Source organism: Melioribacteraceae bacterium 4301-Me (assembly GCA_041538185.1).
GTDB classification, from domain to species: domain Bacteria; phylum Bacteroidota; class Ignavibacteria; order Ignavibacteriales; family Melioribacteraceae; genus Pyranulibacter; species Pyranulibacter aquaticus.
In genome coordinates this window covers 212552-228773 of record JBGORM010000004.1, presented here as the reverse complement: position 1 = coordinate 228773, position 16222 = coordinate 212552, and the positions used below count along the sequence as shown (strand labels likewise).

Below are 16222 nucleotides of genomic sequence, written 5' to 3'. Positions count from 1 at the left end.
TGTCAAGTGAAAGTAGTTTTTATCACACGATTTTTTTTTATAGGTTAGTTTTAGTAAATAATACATTTTATTCTTTATAATGATAAACTGTTTTTTTGTCTCTGATTTACACGGTAATACAGAACGTTACGAAAAATTATTTAACGAAATAAAAAATGAAAATCCTGAGTTAGTTTTTTTAGGCGGCGATTTATTCCCTTCCGGGAAATTTCACTTTACTTCATCAAAAAATTTACCCAAAGAATTTATTAATAATTTCCTGATAACTCGCTTATTAAAACTAAAAAGTGAACTAAAAGAAAAATATCCAAAATTATTTGTAATTCTAGGCAATGACGATGCAAAAGCAGAAGAACAACAAATTATGCAAGCAGAAGAACTTGGAGTTTGGGAATATATACATTTTAAGGTGAGTGAATATAAAAATTATAAAATATTTGGATATTCTTACACTGTTCCATCACCTTTCAAATTAAAGGACTGGGAGAAATATGATGTTTCAAGGTATGTTGACCCTGGCTGTATTTCTCCTGAAGAAGGCTTTCGCACAATTGAAATATCTGACAGCGAAAAAAAGCTTTCAACAATTGCTAAGGATTTAGAAATTCTTACAGATAATCATAATTTGGAAAGTTCTATATTTCTAATGCACTCTCCTCCTTACAGAACAAATCTCGACCGTGCTGCATTAGATGGTAAAATGGTAGACTATGCCCCGCTTGATGTACATATAGGTAGTGTAGCAATAAAAAAATTTATCATAAAAAAACAGCCTTTGCTAACAATGCATGGGCATGTTCACGAATCGGCAAGAATTACAGGGAGCTGGAAAGATAAAATTGGCCGAACTTACTGTTTTTCAGCTGCGCATGATGGCAAAGAATTAGCACTCATCAAATTTGACCTTGAAAAATTAAGTACAGCAGAAAGGATTTTATTATAAATTTTTCTTTTGTTTTGTTTTAAGTGGACGTGCAGCATCGGTTACCGCACCAATTTTCATTGCGTAGCTGTTTTTATTGGCAATGTCTTCATCTGTAATATAATGAACATCCAATAGTCCCTGAGATTTGTAGCCCGTACGTTGATAATTCATTTCGCTCAAACATAAACTCCATCCTTCAAACCATAAATTAAGTTCTTCAATTCTCATTTTATCATTTTCTATATGAACAAGTAAATCTATATCACTTCCGGGACCAGCAACTGCATTTTTCGTACTACCAAATACGTATATCCCCTTAACGCCAAACTTTTCAGCATCCAATTCAGATGCAATTTTTTCAGCCATTTTCATACGCCATCGCCAATGGTCTGCTTCTTGATGTTGGACTATTTCTTTTGAAGTTCTTTCCAATTCATTTTCTGCCGAAGGAGAAGTTAAATATCCTATTGCTTCACCCAGTTCGGCATTTAATAAAATTTTTAAAATTAATCCATCTGTTAAAGCACTAATATCCAGCACTTTTATTGTCTCTTCCAAATAAGAATATTCTGGCAATATTTCCCGCAGAATGTTTTTAGAATTTGTTAAAAATTCCTCGTTAAAAATTATCCCCGGGTCATCTGGATAAAGTGGCAAATATCTTATGCGTGATTCTACTAAATCTTGGAAAAAATGTGTCCCAAACGAAAGATCAGGTAAATAGTTACCTTTTTTTCTTGCAATCTCAATTAGCATAGCAGTATTATTTATTTCAGAGTAAGTAACACTAACGCCAAGTTTTATATCTCCTCTGCTACCCCACCTGCCTGGTCCCATTAACACAAATCTTCTTTTAGGGAGTAGTTTATTTAATTTGCCCACTGCTCTTCCTACTTGCAGCATTTTATTCCTATCGCCCAATTGAGAGTATTGAATTGGGTCAACGTAAACAATGTGGGTTATTTCAGGCACTTTACCATTTGATACATACTTTCTTGCCGTAAAAATTATTCGTTCTGAAGGGACATCTTTAGGGATATAGTCTGCACTTATTTCGCTGGAAAAACTTTGAGGTCTACACTGCAACAAATAAAAATCTTTACCATTATGAGCAAATTCAATATCTACCGGAGCTCCAATTTTTGCTTGTAGTGTTTTAAGGATTACATCAACTTTTTTAAGAAAATCAGTCCTCGAAAATAATTCGTCAAAAGTAGCAATAAAATCATATTTGTCATCATTTAAATCAAACTGAGTTGCTGGTCGCACCATATTACCATCGTAAACAGAAAATATTTTTTGCAGCATGGGGAACTCGTTTCCGTACTGTTTTAACAGGTCAGTCAAACTAATTGATTCAAACTCATTAGTTTTCAAATTAATGACATCAATTTTTTTGGGGGAATATCTCACCATTTCATCTGGAGTAACATTAACTCTTAATGACGGCACTGCTGGTGCTGCTAAGATTGGGTAATCGTCGCTTAGTCTATCGACTGCTCTAGTACCTAAGCCAGGTACAATTCTTATTAAACCATCTTCTCTTCTTATTCTTGGTGACCATCTAAATTCATTATTACTAAAAGCCACACCAGCGAAGGCAGGTAGAAAGTAATGACCAACTTTTGTGCCTACAACTTCTTGTATCATAATTCCCATTTCTTCATGGAAATCCAGCAAACCTTTTTCTGCCCTGTATTCAATTGGGTCTGGACTAAATGTGGAGGCATATACTTCTGCAATTGCATCCATTAAAGCTATTAATCTCTGCTGTTTCGTACCTTGATTTGCAAGGAACAAGCTTTTATACTTGCCGGAGAATGTAGCACCAAGCTGGTCTTCCAATAAACTAGAACTTCTAACAATCAGTGGTTTATCACCTAAATCATCAAGCGCTACTGACAAGCCTTTAACAATATCTGCCGGGAATTCAGAATTCTTAAACAATTGAACCAAATGAGGGTATTCGATTCTTACTTCTTCAATTTCTTTATACTTTTGTTCATATACTTCTTCTAAGTTGTTGTATTGCAGAAAATACAAAACACAATCGGATGTTAAATACCAGGTATTAGGAACTTTAATTTCTTTAAAGATAGGATTATTATCGCTTTCTTTTTGTAATAAATGGTAAGCAAGAAACAAGCCGGCACTTTTCCCGCCAAGTTTACCGTGACTAGCTTGAGGGAAAATCATTTTATCTATTAAACGATAAAAGTCTGTTAATTTCACATAATCTTTTGCAACGCGTATAAACTCGAGCTGGTCAGTAAAGAATCTTCTTAATAAAGATACTCTTAATCCTTTAATTGTAGAAGGGGGAAGTTCAAATTTCTCAGGTGCTAAATGGTAATATTTTCTAATTGCATCGGCAATATCTGTTAAAGAGGTATCTTGGTTTTCAACAACTTTAACTAACAAACTAGATTTATCTTCTTGTATCCATTTTTGGATTCGTGCTAAAATAATTTCATCGGTAAAATTTTCGTCGGCCAATCTTAAAATTGAGTCTACATACTCATCATAATTAGTAATTTTAGGCACTTTACTTGGTTTATTTTCGTCTTCTATATTTATCTCCTCAAATTTTTTCCCTTTAATACTTGCGTGTTTCATCAGCATTTCAGCTTCTTCAACACCTTTCCAGCATAGCAAGTGAAGAATTTTCCGTAAAAGGCTCATAAATAAATTTGGATCAGTTTTCCTAATCATATCAAGAATTATGCGCCATTCACCCTTAGTATTTTCTGTAAAACTTTCTCTTGCAGCCTTGAGCTCAGCAAAAACATTTTTTAATTTCTGATGAAGTATAAAATGACCCAATCTTTCAGCAATAGTGTCAAGTAGTTTTTTTTCTTCTTTTAGGAATGGCCCATAATCCGCTGGCGGTGCATTTTCGATGTAAAACACTTTAATGTAGCCAACGGTTTTTTCCTGAACAATAATAGGAGATTCAATGAACCATTTGGTCTCTTCAAAGTCACTTGTTTGATAAACTATTCCCCCATAAACAAGTTTAGCTCTGCAAAGATGTGGGAACTGCCAACCAGGTGGAATTGCATTAATCACAGTATGGAACGCTTGCCGCAGAGAAATATCTGATCTATTTAAACTATCTTCAATAGTATAAAGACAATTTAATTCTTTTGCTCTCTCTTGAAGCTCTATCACTAAATTATCAATCGGTTTATTTTCACTTACCATTTTTTAATCACCCCAATTCCTTTTCTACCATCTACTTTTATTTTTAATGACTGATTCAATCTCACATGAACAACATTTTCAGTTTTTTGTACAACATTTTGACGATAAAGCCATTCCCAATCAATTTTATATTTACCCTCAAAATTAACTGAAAAATATTTTACATTAAAGCTAGTCATATTATGAAAGAAATGCGAACCTTGACTTAAGTCCACATTCATTTCAAATAAAGTTGATTCTACAATGACCTTTGCTCCGGAAATTTGTGCCCATTGTACTGGAATTCCTAGCCAAGGGTCAGAACTACCCCATCGCCCAAAACCAATTAACAGATATGGTATTTTTTCTCGGACTAATTCTCTATTAATTTGTTCTATTTCAATCGCAATTTGTTTTGTTTTACTCTTATCAAAATTTTTAGGGACAACATAAACAACATCTTTTATGTCATCGACTACACCATTTCCTAATGCTTTATCGCATGCAAGCAAAACATTTTCGTCATTTAATTCTTTTTCATCAATTTCTACAACTTCAGTAGGAATCGACATTTCTCTCAATTGAAGAAAGCCAAAGTAAATTTTATCCTTATAAAAATTAATTGCAAATTCAATTTCAACAGGGCAATCAGCAGCATCTTCGCAAATTTTTAAGACAGTTTTCATTAATTCGTTAAAGTTATATTCATTAAACGTAAGTAAAGGCGCAAAATTGATTATACGTGGGCCTTCTGTTGAAGTGCCAATAACAATTCTGCCAGAATTTACGTCATACGTCGAAGCAATGTGGTTCAATGTTCCATCATAATCTGCATCTTTTAAATCGCATTCAATTAAAAATTCTGTTTCTTTAGTAGGGTCATAATTTATAAATGGTGACATATTAACAGACCAAAACTTAAGTTGAGTATTCTTTAGCATATCTTCGGGGTTGGCAAAAGGCATTGCAGATTTTGGATGAGCAGGCGAATAGCTCCAAACAATGCCCCCATCAACGATAGTTTTGCCTAGTCCTAATGCTAAATTGACTATCCCATCTTCAGGTTTAAGCTTACCAAATGCGTAATAATTATATGACTTAACAACGCCCGATATATTAGGATAAAATCTTTTGTTATACTTTTCTCCTACCACTTCTTGAATAATAATTGCCATTTTTTCTTCTTCAATTTTATTTTTGGTAGAATTAAAGTAGTCCTTACTTTCATGAAAGTACAAGCTCGCATAAACAAATTTTATTGCCTCTATCAATTTTTGGAATCGAACTTCTGCTGAAGGCTGAACATTAGAAACCATTTTTGTCGCATATACACCGGCAAATGGTTCATATAATGCATCTTCTAATATACTTGACGACCTGACAGCTAATGGAATTGTCACTGATGAGATTAGGGACCATAAATCACCTAAAATTTCTACCGGCAGTTCAGCTTGCTGAAAACTGTTAATTATGTTTATGTCCGATGCATCTGAAAAAGCAATATCGTAAAGATTATTGCGTTGCATAAAATTATCAAAAATACTTGAGCGCAGGACAACCATTTTGGGAATAGAAATTTGAACTTGCGGTGATTTAATCAGCATTTCATTTTCATGCAATATTTTTTTAATAAAGCCCAACCCCGAAGCCTTACCACCAAAGCTTCCATCACCTAACCACATAAAGTCATTTGAAGATTCTAGGAACTTCCTGTCAAAGTTCTCAGAAAAGTTTTTCGTTGTTTTTTGTCCCACGTGAACCTATTAAAATAATTTTAATCTTATACCCAACCTCTATCTTTACAAGCTTGTGCAACACGACTAACAGAAATAACATAAGCGGCATCTCTCATATAAAGTTTTTGCTTCTTAGCAAGTTCATAAACAGACAAAAACGCAGATGTCATTTTAACATCAAGTTTACCAAGCACTTCATCTTTTTCCCAATAATAATTCATATTTGATTGCACTTGTTCGAAATAACTGCAAGTCACACCACCAGCGTTTGCTAAGAAATCTGGGATTAAAAATATACCCCTTTCTTCAATTACTTTATCAGCCTCAGGAGTAGTAGGACCGTTTGCGCCTTCAACTATAACCTTTACGCTTTTACTAATTTTATTAACATTATCTTCACGAATTTGATTTTCAAGTGCAGCTGGGATTAAAATTGTAACATCTTGTTCAATCCATTCATCGCCTTTTAAGACTTCGTAACCTAACTCTTTTGCCTTATTTTTATCAATCCCGCCAAACTTATTTGTTATAGCAAGCAGCTGCGACATATTTATACCTTCTTTTTTTCTAAAACAATAAGAAGTTTGGTCATCTTGATCCCAAGAGGCAACGCTAATAACTTTCCCGCCCATTTGAGTATAAAGTTGAATTGCGTATTGGGCAACGTTACCAAAGCCTTGTACACTTGCTGTTGTATCTTCAATCCTAATACCTAATTCTTTTAAAGCTTCCCGTAAAGTAAAAATTACGCCGTATCCAGTTGCTTCCGTTCTGCCGAGAGAGCCGCCCATTCCTACTGGTTTGCCGGTAATAAATCCGGGATATTTAGCACCATGAATTGCCTCATATTCATCTAACATCCATAACATGTGTTGAGCATTTGTCATTACATCAGGCGCGGGAACATCGTTCAACGGACCAACATTTTTTGCCATTTGGCGAACCCATCCTCTACAAATTTGCTCTTGTTCCCTCATACTTAAATTGTGCGGGTCACATACTACACCTCCCTTACCACCGCCTAATGGAATGTTAACAACTGCACATTTCCATGTCATCCACATTGCAAGCGCTCTCACTGTGTCGATTGTCTCCTGTGGGTGAAATCTAATACCGCCTTTGCTAGGACCTCTTGCATCATTATGCTGAACTCTAAAGCCTCGAAATACTTGCACTCTTCCATCATCCATTCGGACTGGAATTGAAAATTGATATTCTCTCAGCGGATTTCTTAACAATTGACGAGTAGCATCATCCAAATTTAAAAATGTGGCAACTTTATCGAACTGTGCTTGTGCCATCTCGAATGGATTAAATTCTTTACTTTTCATTTTTTACCTCAATAACATTTTAGAAAATTGTGAATTAACAACTAGGCTAAAAAATAATTTTTAAAATAAAGTCTGCTTTTGCCAAGTATTATCTAACTGACGAATTCTTTAGCCTAGTATTTTTATTAATATTTTGATATGTCCAAATTAGATAGTATCCTGAAGCTAAGCAAGAATTTCTCGCATCTTTATTCATTTTGGCTGTAAGAATTTAATCAGGATGTTTTATCAGTTGGTTATTTGCGTCAATTAAGATTTCGGCAGGTACCTGGATAGCGACCAAGCAGAAATCAAAAATTAATTTTATTAACTTATAGTATTAAAATAATCTTGATGAAATTATTGTAGAAAACTTCTAAACTTTTTGTTACTTCAATTCTATTTTTTATCTTAAAGTATGATTATAAAAACACTAAAACAATTCAAAAAGATTTTGACAGCAATAGTGGGTTTTACTGTTTTAGGGATAGGCATTATTATGATTATAACACCAGGTCCTGCTTCATTAGTTATTCCATTAGGTTTAACAATTTTAGCAAGCGAATTCCTTTGGGCTAAGAAGGTCCTAGAAAAGTTGAAAGAAAAGGTTCAACAAATAAAAAACAGTGGGTACAAAATTGAAAAATGACTTTACAGGACAAAAGTAATTATCTTAAAGGATTGCTAATTCTAATTGGCAAAGATAAAATAATATCTAAAGAAGAAGAAAGAGCTATTCTGCAATTAGGTAAAATTTTAGGATTCGATACTAAATTTTGTCAAGATGCAATTAATGAATTGTTAGAAAACAAGTATATTATAGAAGAAGCACCTAAATTTTCGAGCAAAGAAGTAGCTATTTCTTTTTTAACTGATGGTATAAATCTTGCCTGTGCTGATGGAAACTTTCACCTGTCGGAGTTGAGCTGGCTTATTTCGGTAGCAGAAAAAAATGAGATAGACAAGCTGTGGTGCATTAAAAAAATTGATTCATTAAAAGCAGAGAGTAAAAATACAAATGGTGAATTAGAATTTGAGATAACCAAACTTTTAACCCAAAAGGCTATTGGTCAATAATCATACAATTAACAGTAAAATATAAATAAAAAAGTGAAGTCGGCATAAAATTACTTAGTCACTTAAATTACCAACTTCACTTTGAGATAGTGATTTTGTTATAAATCAATTTCTTGAATTTATTATCAGAAAAAATTATTAACCGAAGAAAGTAGCGGCAACATCATACAATCTTAAATCAAGGGTTTTTAATTTACCCACAGCATCATCCAAGGATGCTTCGACAATTTCGTTGCCTCTTAGAGCAGCCATATAACCGAATCTTCTTTTTTCAATTAGCTCAACTGCAAAGACGCCAAAACGAGTAGCTAATACACGGTCGAAAGCAGTTGGTGAACCTCCTCTTTGGATATGGCCTAATACAGTTGCTCTGGTTTCAAATCCTGTTCTTTTTTCAATTTCTTCAGCTAAAATATTGCCAACTCCGCCAAGTCTGACGTGGCCAAAAGCATCTTTTTGCATACTACTTAATACAAAAGAACCATCCTTATCGGTTTGTTCTTCAGTTTGAAGTTTAACACCTTCTGAAACGACCACGATACTAAAAGATTTTCCTCTTGAATGACGTTTAGTTAAAATATCACATACTTCCTCAAGGTTGACTGGTTTTTCTGGTACTAAAATTATGTCGGCACCGCCGGCCATACCAGCATGAACGGCAATCCAGCCAGCGTGACGCCCCATAACTTCTACAACAATAACTCTATTATGAGATTCTGCAGTAGTATGCAATCTATCTATTGCCTCAGTAGCAATATTTACCGCTGTATCGAAGCCAAAAGTGTAATCGGTTGCATTGAGGTCATTATCAATAGTTTTTGGTACACCAACTATATTTACGCCAGCTTTAAATAATTTAGCAGCAACACCCAATGTATCTTCACCGCCAATTGCACATATACAATCGATGTTAGCTTCTTTTATATTTTCTTTAACTATTTTTTCACCATTTTCTACTTTATAAACATTTGTTCGTGAAGTACCCAAGATAGTGCCGCCGCGATGTAAGATCCCCGAAACTGAATCTAAGTCTAATTTTACAAAATTTTTTTCTAGGAGCCCTCTCCAACCCTCTTTAATACCAATACATTCATGACCAAGAAGAAGTGCTTTACGTACCACTGCCCTAATTACAGCATTTAATCCTGGGCAGTCACCACCCCCAGTTAAAACACCAATTTTCATTTTCACCTCATCTTTAATTTGAATAAATTATTATTAATTATACCAACTTTAAGTTCGCAAATTTAGCGAGAAGAGTTTTAGTGCCATGCTCTTCAAACGCAATAGTTACTCTTGTCATATCGCCAGTACCAGTAATTTGGAGCACTTTTCCCGTCCCAAAAATACTGTGAACCACCCTGCTGCCAACCCTAAACGAACGTCTCTCTTGGTCGTAGTCTTCGTAACTATCTTGATAGAATTCATCATAAAAGCCCTTTCTTCTTCTGCCAGATTTTCTTCCACTGGTACCATTCAACTCATGATAGGTATTAGGGTCTAGTTCTTCCAAAAATCGGGATTTACTCTGGTAGGCAACTTCACCAAATCTATATCTTGACCGAGCATAAGTAATAAATACTTTTTCCTTAGCTCTAGTAAGAGCCACATAAAACAGCCTGCGTTCTTCTTCAATTCTTGAATCGGGATCAAATTTTTGATTTAAGGGAAAAATATCTTCTTCCAGTCCAGTTATAAATACAAGAGGGAACTCCAATCCTTTTGCACTATGAATTGTCATTAATGTAACTGAATTTTCTTTTTCATTAAACTGGTCTACACCGCTAATTAATGATACTTCAGCTAAAAATTCATCTATTGTAGCTTTTGGATTTTCTTTTGTAAACTCTTGAATTGCTGCGAGAAGCTCTTGAATGTTATCGTATCTGGCCAACGACTCAGGTGTATTTTCTTCTTTGTAAATTTTTAAAATACCTAATTCATCAACTAAAGTAGAAATCAGTTCATACAAAGATAATTTTTCTTTTAAATCGATGTACTTATCAAGCAAAAGTTTAAACTGCTTAACATTTTTTTGTATTCTTTCTTTTACTTCAATTACTTCAAAAACTCTTGCCATTGTTTTGAACAAAGTAATATTTAATTTCCTTGCAAAGGCAATCATTTTTGAAATTGATGTATTTCCTATCCCTCTTTGAGGGAAATTCATAATTCTTAATAAACTTTCTTCATCGTTTTGGTTTGCTAACACCCTCAAATATGCAATAACATCTTTAACTTCTTTTCTTCTGTAAAACTCAACTCCGCCAATAATTTTATAGGGAATTTTTTCTCTACGCAAGGCATCTTCGAGTGCTCGGGATTGTGCGTTAATTCTGTACAAAATAGCAATGTCGTTCAACGAGAGTTTTCTTGTAGAAATTTCTTTTTTTATCCTTTTTGCAATTTGAAAAGCTTCGTCTTTTTCGTCAGAGCATTTCATAATGGTGAGCTGCTCACCATCGTTATTTTCTGTCCATAACGTTTTATGTATTTGGTCAATATTATTTTTAATAACAGAATCGGCAGCTGCAAGTATAGTTTTAGTAGAACGATAATTTTGTTCTAATCTGAATATTTTTACCTTGGGAAAATCCTTTTCAAAATCGAGCATGTTTCTAATTTCAGCTCCTCGCCATCCATAAATGCTCTGGGCATCATCACCAACGACACAAATTTTATCTTTAACTGGACTGAGCATTTTTAACAGCTGATACTGAGCACGATTAGTATCTTGGTATTCATCAACTAAGATATACTTAAACTGCTTTTTATAATCTTGCAAAATCTTAGGTGATGAGTTAAAAAGTTCAATTGGCTTTAACAGCAAATCATCAAAGTCCATTGAATTGTTTTCTTTAAGTCTTTTATTGTATTCAGTATAAATTTCAGCAATTTTCTTTTCGGGCAGGGTCGTTGCAAAACTTTTTAAATAATCTTCTGGACTAATCATTTGATTTTTCAGCCAACTAATTTTATGCTGGACACCACCTGGAGTTAGAGTATCGATATTAATATTAAGTGCCTGCATTACGTTACTAACCAATGAGACAGAATCTTCCCTGTCGTAAATTGAGAAATTACTCTTGTAATTAATTGAATCAGACTCAGCACGTAAAATTTTTGCAAAAATAGAATGAAATGTCCCCATCCAAAGTAAATCAACTTTTTTACCAATTAACGCACGAATTCTTTCTTTCATTTCACGTGCAGCTTTGTTAGTGAAAGTTAAGGCTAAAATTGTGGAGGGTTCAATGCCTTCGCTGATTAAATATGCAATTTTATACGTTAATACTTTTGTTTTTCCTGAACCGGCACCTGCAACAATCATGTGAGGGCCAGCGTTGTAGAGAACAGCTTCTTTTTGTTTTTCGTTTAGGTCGTTTAATATTTTCATTTTTGCCAATTTTTAGTCGGCAAATTTATAAAAATTAAGCACTATTATCAATTAAGCTCACTAACATAAATTTACAATCAATTGGTGAATCCATATCTGTCCAATATATTTTTTATTTCGTCCCTAAAGGGACTTAATCTATTTCTTTGTTCTTTATCCTATAAATATTTTGTCCTGACGGGACAATAAAGCTTTGATTATGCTTAAACCAATGTAATGGGATTATATAGTTATAGAATAAATAAATATCAAACTGAAGTTAAAAGTCCCATAGGGACGAGATAGGGATTGATTTACAAGACAAGTAGAATAGTCCAAAATCATGAAGTTTTCAAAATTTATTTGGTAATTCATCCCTTCGGAATTTGATTTCAAAATTATTTTGGACAGCAGTGGGTGAATCTTTATTCTATTACTCAAAAAATAATTAAAATGGAAAGATGTCATCATTAAAAAAATTTTTTGGCATAGATTAGTTCTATAAATTTCTTAAAATAAAAAAATAAAGATGCTCTATTTTTTTCTTATAAGTTTATTTTTCCTATAATTGCGCACTCAAAAGAAACTTGATTGATGAAAACATTACGTTGGCTTTATGACTGGGTATTGCATTGGGCTGAAACACCTTATGGCCCGGCAGCATTATTTTTGTTAGCATTTGCAGAAGCTTCATTCTTTCCAATCCCGCCCGACGCACTTTTGATTGCATTAGCTTTAGGTTCGCGCTCAAACTCATTTAAGCTTGCATTGAATTGTACAATTGGTTCAATTAGCGGAGCATTACTTGGCTATTATATTGGCTATTTTCTATGGTGGAACGGTGAAAATCAATTTTCTTCAATAGCCTTGTTCTTCTTTAATCATGTACCTGGTTTTTCCACAAAAACATTTTTTGAGGTGCAAAAATTATACGAGATGTGGGATTTTTGGATTGTTTTTACTGCTGGATTTACTCCTATTCCTTATAAAGTCTTTACAATTTCAAGTGGGGCTTTTCAGATTAACTTAATTGCCTTTATATTTGCTTCGTTAGCTGGCAGAGCAGGAAGATTTTTCTTGGTATCTTTCTTAATCTGGAAATTTGGACAACAGATAAAAGGGTTTATTGATAAGTATTTCAATTGGCTTGCAATAGCTTTTACAATCTTGCTTGTTGGTGGCTTCGTAGTAATTAAATACTTTTTATAATTATTGACCTAAATTTTTACCATCTACTATTGGTGTTACACAAATCAATGGGTTTTGAGGAAGTCCAAATTTTTGAAATATCTCTTCAAATAATTGGTATTGCATTCCCTCATTTTCAAGTTTAGCAAATTTACTGTACTTCATAAACTGACCTTTACTATTTATTGGCGCATCAAAAATCATAGCATTTTCAAAATCTTCCTTAGCTTTTCTCTTTAAGAATTTAATTTTTTCCTCGTCGCTACCATCTATCCGATATGATTTAGCTCTAAAACTAACAACAAAACCATGTTCAATTACAAGAAAAATATTAACTATAGTTTCAATCATAATCTCTCACCTTAATCAATTCATTAACAAAAGAAAGAATTTTTCACCTCCTAAGCCAGAAATAACATATTGAGTTAAGTTACCGCATAAATGCAAAATTAAATTACACATGGAAACAAGATTTTCATTGAAGTCAGTCTATAAATTTTCTTCGCCTATTTCACATAGACATTTTTCAATTCTTAAGCTGATAGTCTCAAAGTGTTTAATCACAACATTTATTAAGTCATGCTTCAGTATTTATCCCTGTTAACAATTTCCTGTGAAAATGCCGGTATACAAACTGCAATATACTCTGTATCTGTAGAATCAGGTGTGCTGTATTGAACCCACTCTCCTTTTTTTGCTATCAAAGCTTGGCCAGCTTTGACGGCAATAATTTCTCCACTTTCAGTTTTAACATTTAGCTGACCTTTTAACACAATTGTATACTCATCAAACATTGGTCGTTGACCGGGCTCAATCCAATTTGGCGGAGCCTTCATCTTAGCTATACTTACTTCTGAAGTTTGGCTATTAACATTCCCAATGAATTCTTCAATAATTTTAGTCTTGTTGCCGATAGAAGTAATCTTAGTTGGTGTACTAATTTTTAAAGGCATACAAATTCCCTTTAATAAAATAAAAGAGAAAGAAAAATAATATTGCTATAGTTTGTAAACAAAAAATAAAATGCAAAATTTAGCTGGTGCTTAGCTTTGTCCAAATTAAATTGCGCTTCAATCTTTGTTTCTGCTTAATAAAATCATTAAAATCTAATTCAGAATATAAGATTGATATAATGAATTAAGGTATAAGCTCAATGTTATAAAAATATTAAGAATGTGAATATTGAACGAAATTTACTATTTTAACTACCAATCAGTTGATTAAAAATAAATTTTAATGAAAAAGCAAGATGAAATAAAACACCTAATTAACACATTAGGGATAAAAGTCAGTTCAATAGCAGAAAAAGTAGGGCTTAAATCACAAACATTGAACTATCTTATTTACGAAAGTGAAGAGTTCGACGACGAGTTATATGAAAAGATAAAAGAAATAATAGACAATTATCAATTTGAACTTGACTTATTTGAAGAGGAAGAACAAATGCCCGACTTGTTTTCCGAAGAATTTAATTTAGGAATTGGCGAACGAATTAGAATATTTGCAAAGCAAAAGTATGGAACATTAAAAAAATTGGCAGCGGCAATGAAAATATCCCCACAGCAACTTCAACAGTACATTAGTGGCAAACGTGAACCAGGTTCAAAGATTCTTGCAAGATTATTAAGATTAGGTTGTGATATCAATTGGCTGCTGGGGGGAAAAGAATCATTAGAGTCTTACAAAATACAACTGCTCGAATCAAAAATAAAAAAACTTAAGCACAGCTTACAACAAATCTCATCTATTATTAAGAAGGAAAACGGAATTTATTAGCTTTCAAGATAGATTCACAAACAAATCTTATTCTCGTTAATAACGCTTTTTGCTGAAAAATTTACAACGAATTAAAAAATATTTTGCAAAATTCTTTTTCCTTTTAGTTAATCATAAATTTCAAAAGCAAATAGATTTTCTATATTTTCACAATTGCAATTAGTATTAATCACAAAATTGAGGTAAAAAATGAAAAAGCTACTCAGTTATTTTCTTTTTGCTTGTTTTTATCTATTAGCCGCACAAGTTTATCCTCAGGAAAAAATTAAAGACAAAGGAATATTTGTAGAAAGAAAAGCCGGGTATTTTCAGAACGTGATACTAAAAGAAATTCAAGATTTTGAAAAAAAAGAAAAGCCTGAGAAGAAAATTTTCACAATGGATTTTAGTAAAGTTGAAGCACCAAAATCACTTGAAGAATTTAAGTATTACTGGCATTCAACACCTGAAAACCAAGGTAATACAGGAACTTGCTGGTCATTTTCAACTACATCGTTTTTTGAATCAGAAGTTTACAGACTAACTAAGAAAAAAGTTAAACTATCTCCAATGTACACAGCATATTGGGAATATATCGAAAAAGCAAAAAGATTTGTAGATGAAAGAGGAAACTCTGAATTTGGCGAAGGCTCCGAGGCAAATGCAGTAACAAGGATTTGGTCGCAGTATGGTATTGTTCCCGAAGAAGTTTATAATGGAATGCTTCCCGGTCAAAAAGTTTACAACCATAGTAAAATGTTTCAGGAAATGAAAGATTACCTTGAATCCGTAAAAAATAATAATGCATGGAATGAAAAAGAAGTTGTAGAAACAATTAAATCAATACTCAACCATTACATGGGCGAACCACCAAAATCCTTTACTGTTGAAGGACAAACTTATACTCCACTCGAATATTTAAATAATTATCTAAAATTAAATTTGAGTGATTATGTTTGCATTCTTTCCCTAATGGAAAAACCTTTTGGTGAGCAAGTAGAGTACCCGGTTCCCGATAATTGGTGGCATAGTAAAGAATATTACAACGTACCTCTTGATACGTTCATGAAAATTATAAAATATGCAATTAGAAATGGATTTACACTGGCTATAGGGGGTGATGTTTCAGAGCCTGGCAAAAATGCCGATTTGGAAATTTTCGTGGTTCCAACTTTCGATATACCATCTGAATACATAGATGACAGCTCAAGAGAATTTAGATTTTCTAATGGAACTACAACTGACGACCATGGAATTCACCTAATCGGTTACAAAGAAGGGAAAGATGGTAAGGACTGGTATTTGATTAAAGATTCTGGCTCAAGCGCTTTTGACGGTCCACACAAAGGTTATTATTTCTTTAGTGATGATTACGTTAAATTAAAAATGATGGACTTTATGGTGCACAAAGATGCAGTTAAGAATTTTATAGAATTAAAGTGAGCAACTAAATTTGTATAAATCTTTGGAGCTTCTGAAAAAATAGCTTTTTAGGAGTATTTATTCTGAGCAAACTGGGATACACATACAAATAAACATCATGGTAATTAAAAGTAAGTTTTATAGGAAATAGAACATAAGCATATTTTACCAGCTAAATAGATTTTGACATCAATGACAGGTTAAATTTTTTCAGAAGTTCCTAAATATTAATTATATAGAATGACAAATT

At 33.1% G+C, this 16222-nt stretch carries 13 protein-coding genes; 6 read left to right on the top strand and 7 right to left on the bottom strand.

Annotated features, from left to right (window positions below):
* Positions 1 to 79 precede the first annotated feature (79 nt).
* Positions 80 to 943 (top strand): metallophosphoesterase, encoded by an 864-nt coding sequence (locus tag ABRY23_08780; GenBank protein ID MFA3783143.1) that lies wholly within the window; start codon positions 80 to 82, stop codon positions 941 to 943.
* Here ABRY23_08780 and ABRY23_08775 read toward each other — a convergent pair.
* The 3 genes from ABRY23_08775 to ABRY23_08765 all read right to left on the bottom strand — a co-directional run bounded on the left by ABRY23_08775 (position 938) and on the right by ABRY23_08765 (position 7175).
* Complete coding sequence (locus tag ABRY23_08775; protein ID MFA3783142.1) at positions 938 to 4129, bottom strand: PEP/pyruvate-binding domain-containing protein; 3192 nt, start codon at positions 4127 to 4129, stop codon at positions 938 to 940. The genes ABRY23_08780 and ABRY23_08775 overlap by 6 nt on opposite strands.
* Positions 4123 to 5790 carry a PEP/pyruvate-binding domain-containing protein gene (locus ABRY23_08770; protein ID MFA3783141.1) on the bottom strand — a complete coding sequence of 556 codons (1668 nt, stop codon included), beginning with the start codon at positions 5788 to 5790 and terminating at the stop codon, positions 4123 to 4125. Before ABRY23_08770 ends, ABRY23_08775 begins: the two co-directional genes overlap by 7 nt.
* 98 nt (positions 5791 to 5888) lie before the next feature.
* Positions 5889 to 7175 (bottom strand): Glu/Leu/Phe/Val dehydrogenase, encoded by a 1287-nt coding sequence (locus ABRY23_08765; GenBank protein ID MFA3783140.1) that lies wholly within the window; start codon positions 7173 to 7175, stop codon positions 5889 to 5891.
* Positions 7176 to 7572: 397 nt separating this feature from the next.
* Here ABRY23_08765 and ABRY23_08760 point away from each other — a divergent pair, with 397 nt between their 5' ends.
* Both ABRY23_08760 and ABRY23_08755 read left to right on the top strand, forming a co-directional pair.
* Entirely contained in the window at positions 7573 to 7803 is a 231-nt protein-coding gene (locus tag ABRY23_08760; GenBank protein ID MFA3783139.1) for a PGPGW domain-containing protein, read from the top strand.
* Positions 7800 to 8231 (top strand): hypothetical protein, encoded by a 432-nt coding sequence (locus ABRY23_08755; protein MFA3783138.1) that lies wholly within the window; start codon positions 7800 to 7802, stop codon positions 8229 to 8231. The genes ABRY23_08760 and ABRY23_08755 overlap by 4 nt, the downstream gene beginning before the upstream one ends.
* 138 nt (positions 8232 to 8369) lie before the next feature.
* Here ABRY23_08755 and ABRY23_08750 read toward each other — a convergent pair whose 3' ends face one another.
* Both ABRY23_08750 and ABRY23_08745 read right to left on the bottom strand, forming a co-directional pair.
* Entirely contained in the window at positions 8370 to 9416 is a 1047-nt protein-coding gene (locus ABRY23_08750) for a 6-phosphofructokinase (GenBank protein ID MFA3783137.1), read from the bottom strand.
* A gap of 37 nt (positions 9417 to 9453) precedes the next feature.
* Positions 9454 to 11628: an ATP-dependent helicase gene (locus ABRY23_08745; GenBank protein ID MFA3783136.1), complete on the bottom strand. Its 2175-nt coding sequence runs from the start codon at positions 11626 to 11628 to the stop codon at positions 9454 to 9456.
* Positions 11629 to 12201: 573 nt separating this feature from the next.
* Here ABRY23_08745 and ABRY23_08740 point away from each other — a divergent pair.
* Positions 12202 to 12816 (top strand): YqaA family protein, encoded by a 615-nt coding sequence (locus tag ABRY23_08740; GenBank protein ID MFA3783135.1) that lies wholly within the window; start codon positions 12202 to 12204, stop codon positions 12814 to 12816.
* Here ABRY23_08740 and ABRY23_08735 read toward each other — a convergent pair whose 3' ends face one another.
* Together ABRY23_08735 and ABRY23_08730 are read right to left on the bottom strand one after the other, a co-directional pair.
* Complete coding sequence (locus tag ABRY23_08735) at positions 12817 to 13146, bottom strand: hypothetical protein (protein ID MFA3783134.1); 330 nt, start codon at positions 13144 to 13146, stop codon at positions 12817 to 12819.
* Between the two features lie 233 nt (positions 13147 to 13379).
* Positions 13380 to 13748 (bottom strand): cupin domain-containing protein, encoded by a 369-nt coding sequence (locus ABRY23_08730; GenBank protein MFA3783133.1) that lies wholly within the window; start codon positions 13746 to 13748, stop codon positions 13380 to 13382.
* A gap of 283 nt (positions 13749 to 14031) precedes the next feature.
* Here ABRY23_08730 and ABRY23_08725 point away from each other — a divergent pair, with 283 nt between their 5' ends.
* Positions 14032 to 14571, top strand: coding sequence for a helix-turn-helix domain-containing protein (locus ABRY23_08725; GenBank protein MFA3783132.1), 540 nt, complete (start codon positions 14032 to 14034; stop codon positions 14569 to 14571).
* A gap of 189 nt (positions 14572 to 14760) precedes the next feature.
* A complete protein-coding gene (locus tag ABRY23_08720; protein ID MFA3783131.1) occupies positions 14761 to 15993 on the top strand; it encodes a C1 family peptidase in 1233 nt (410 codons plus the stop codon).
* Positions 15994 to 16222 lie beyond the last annotated feature (229 nt).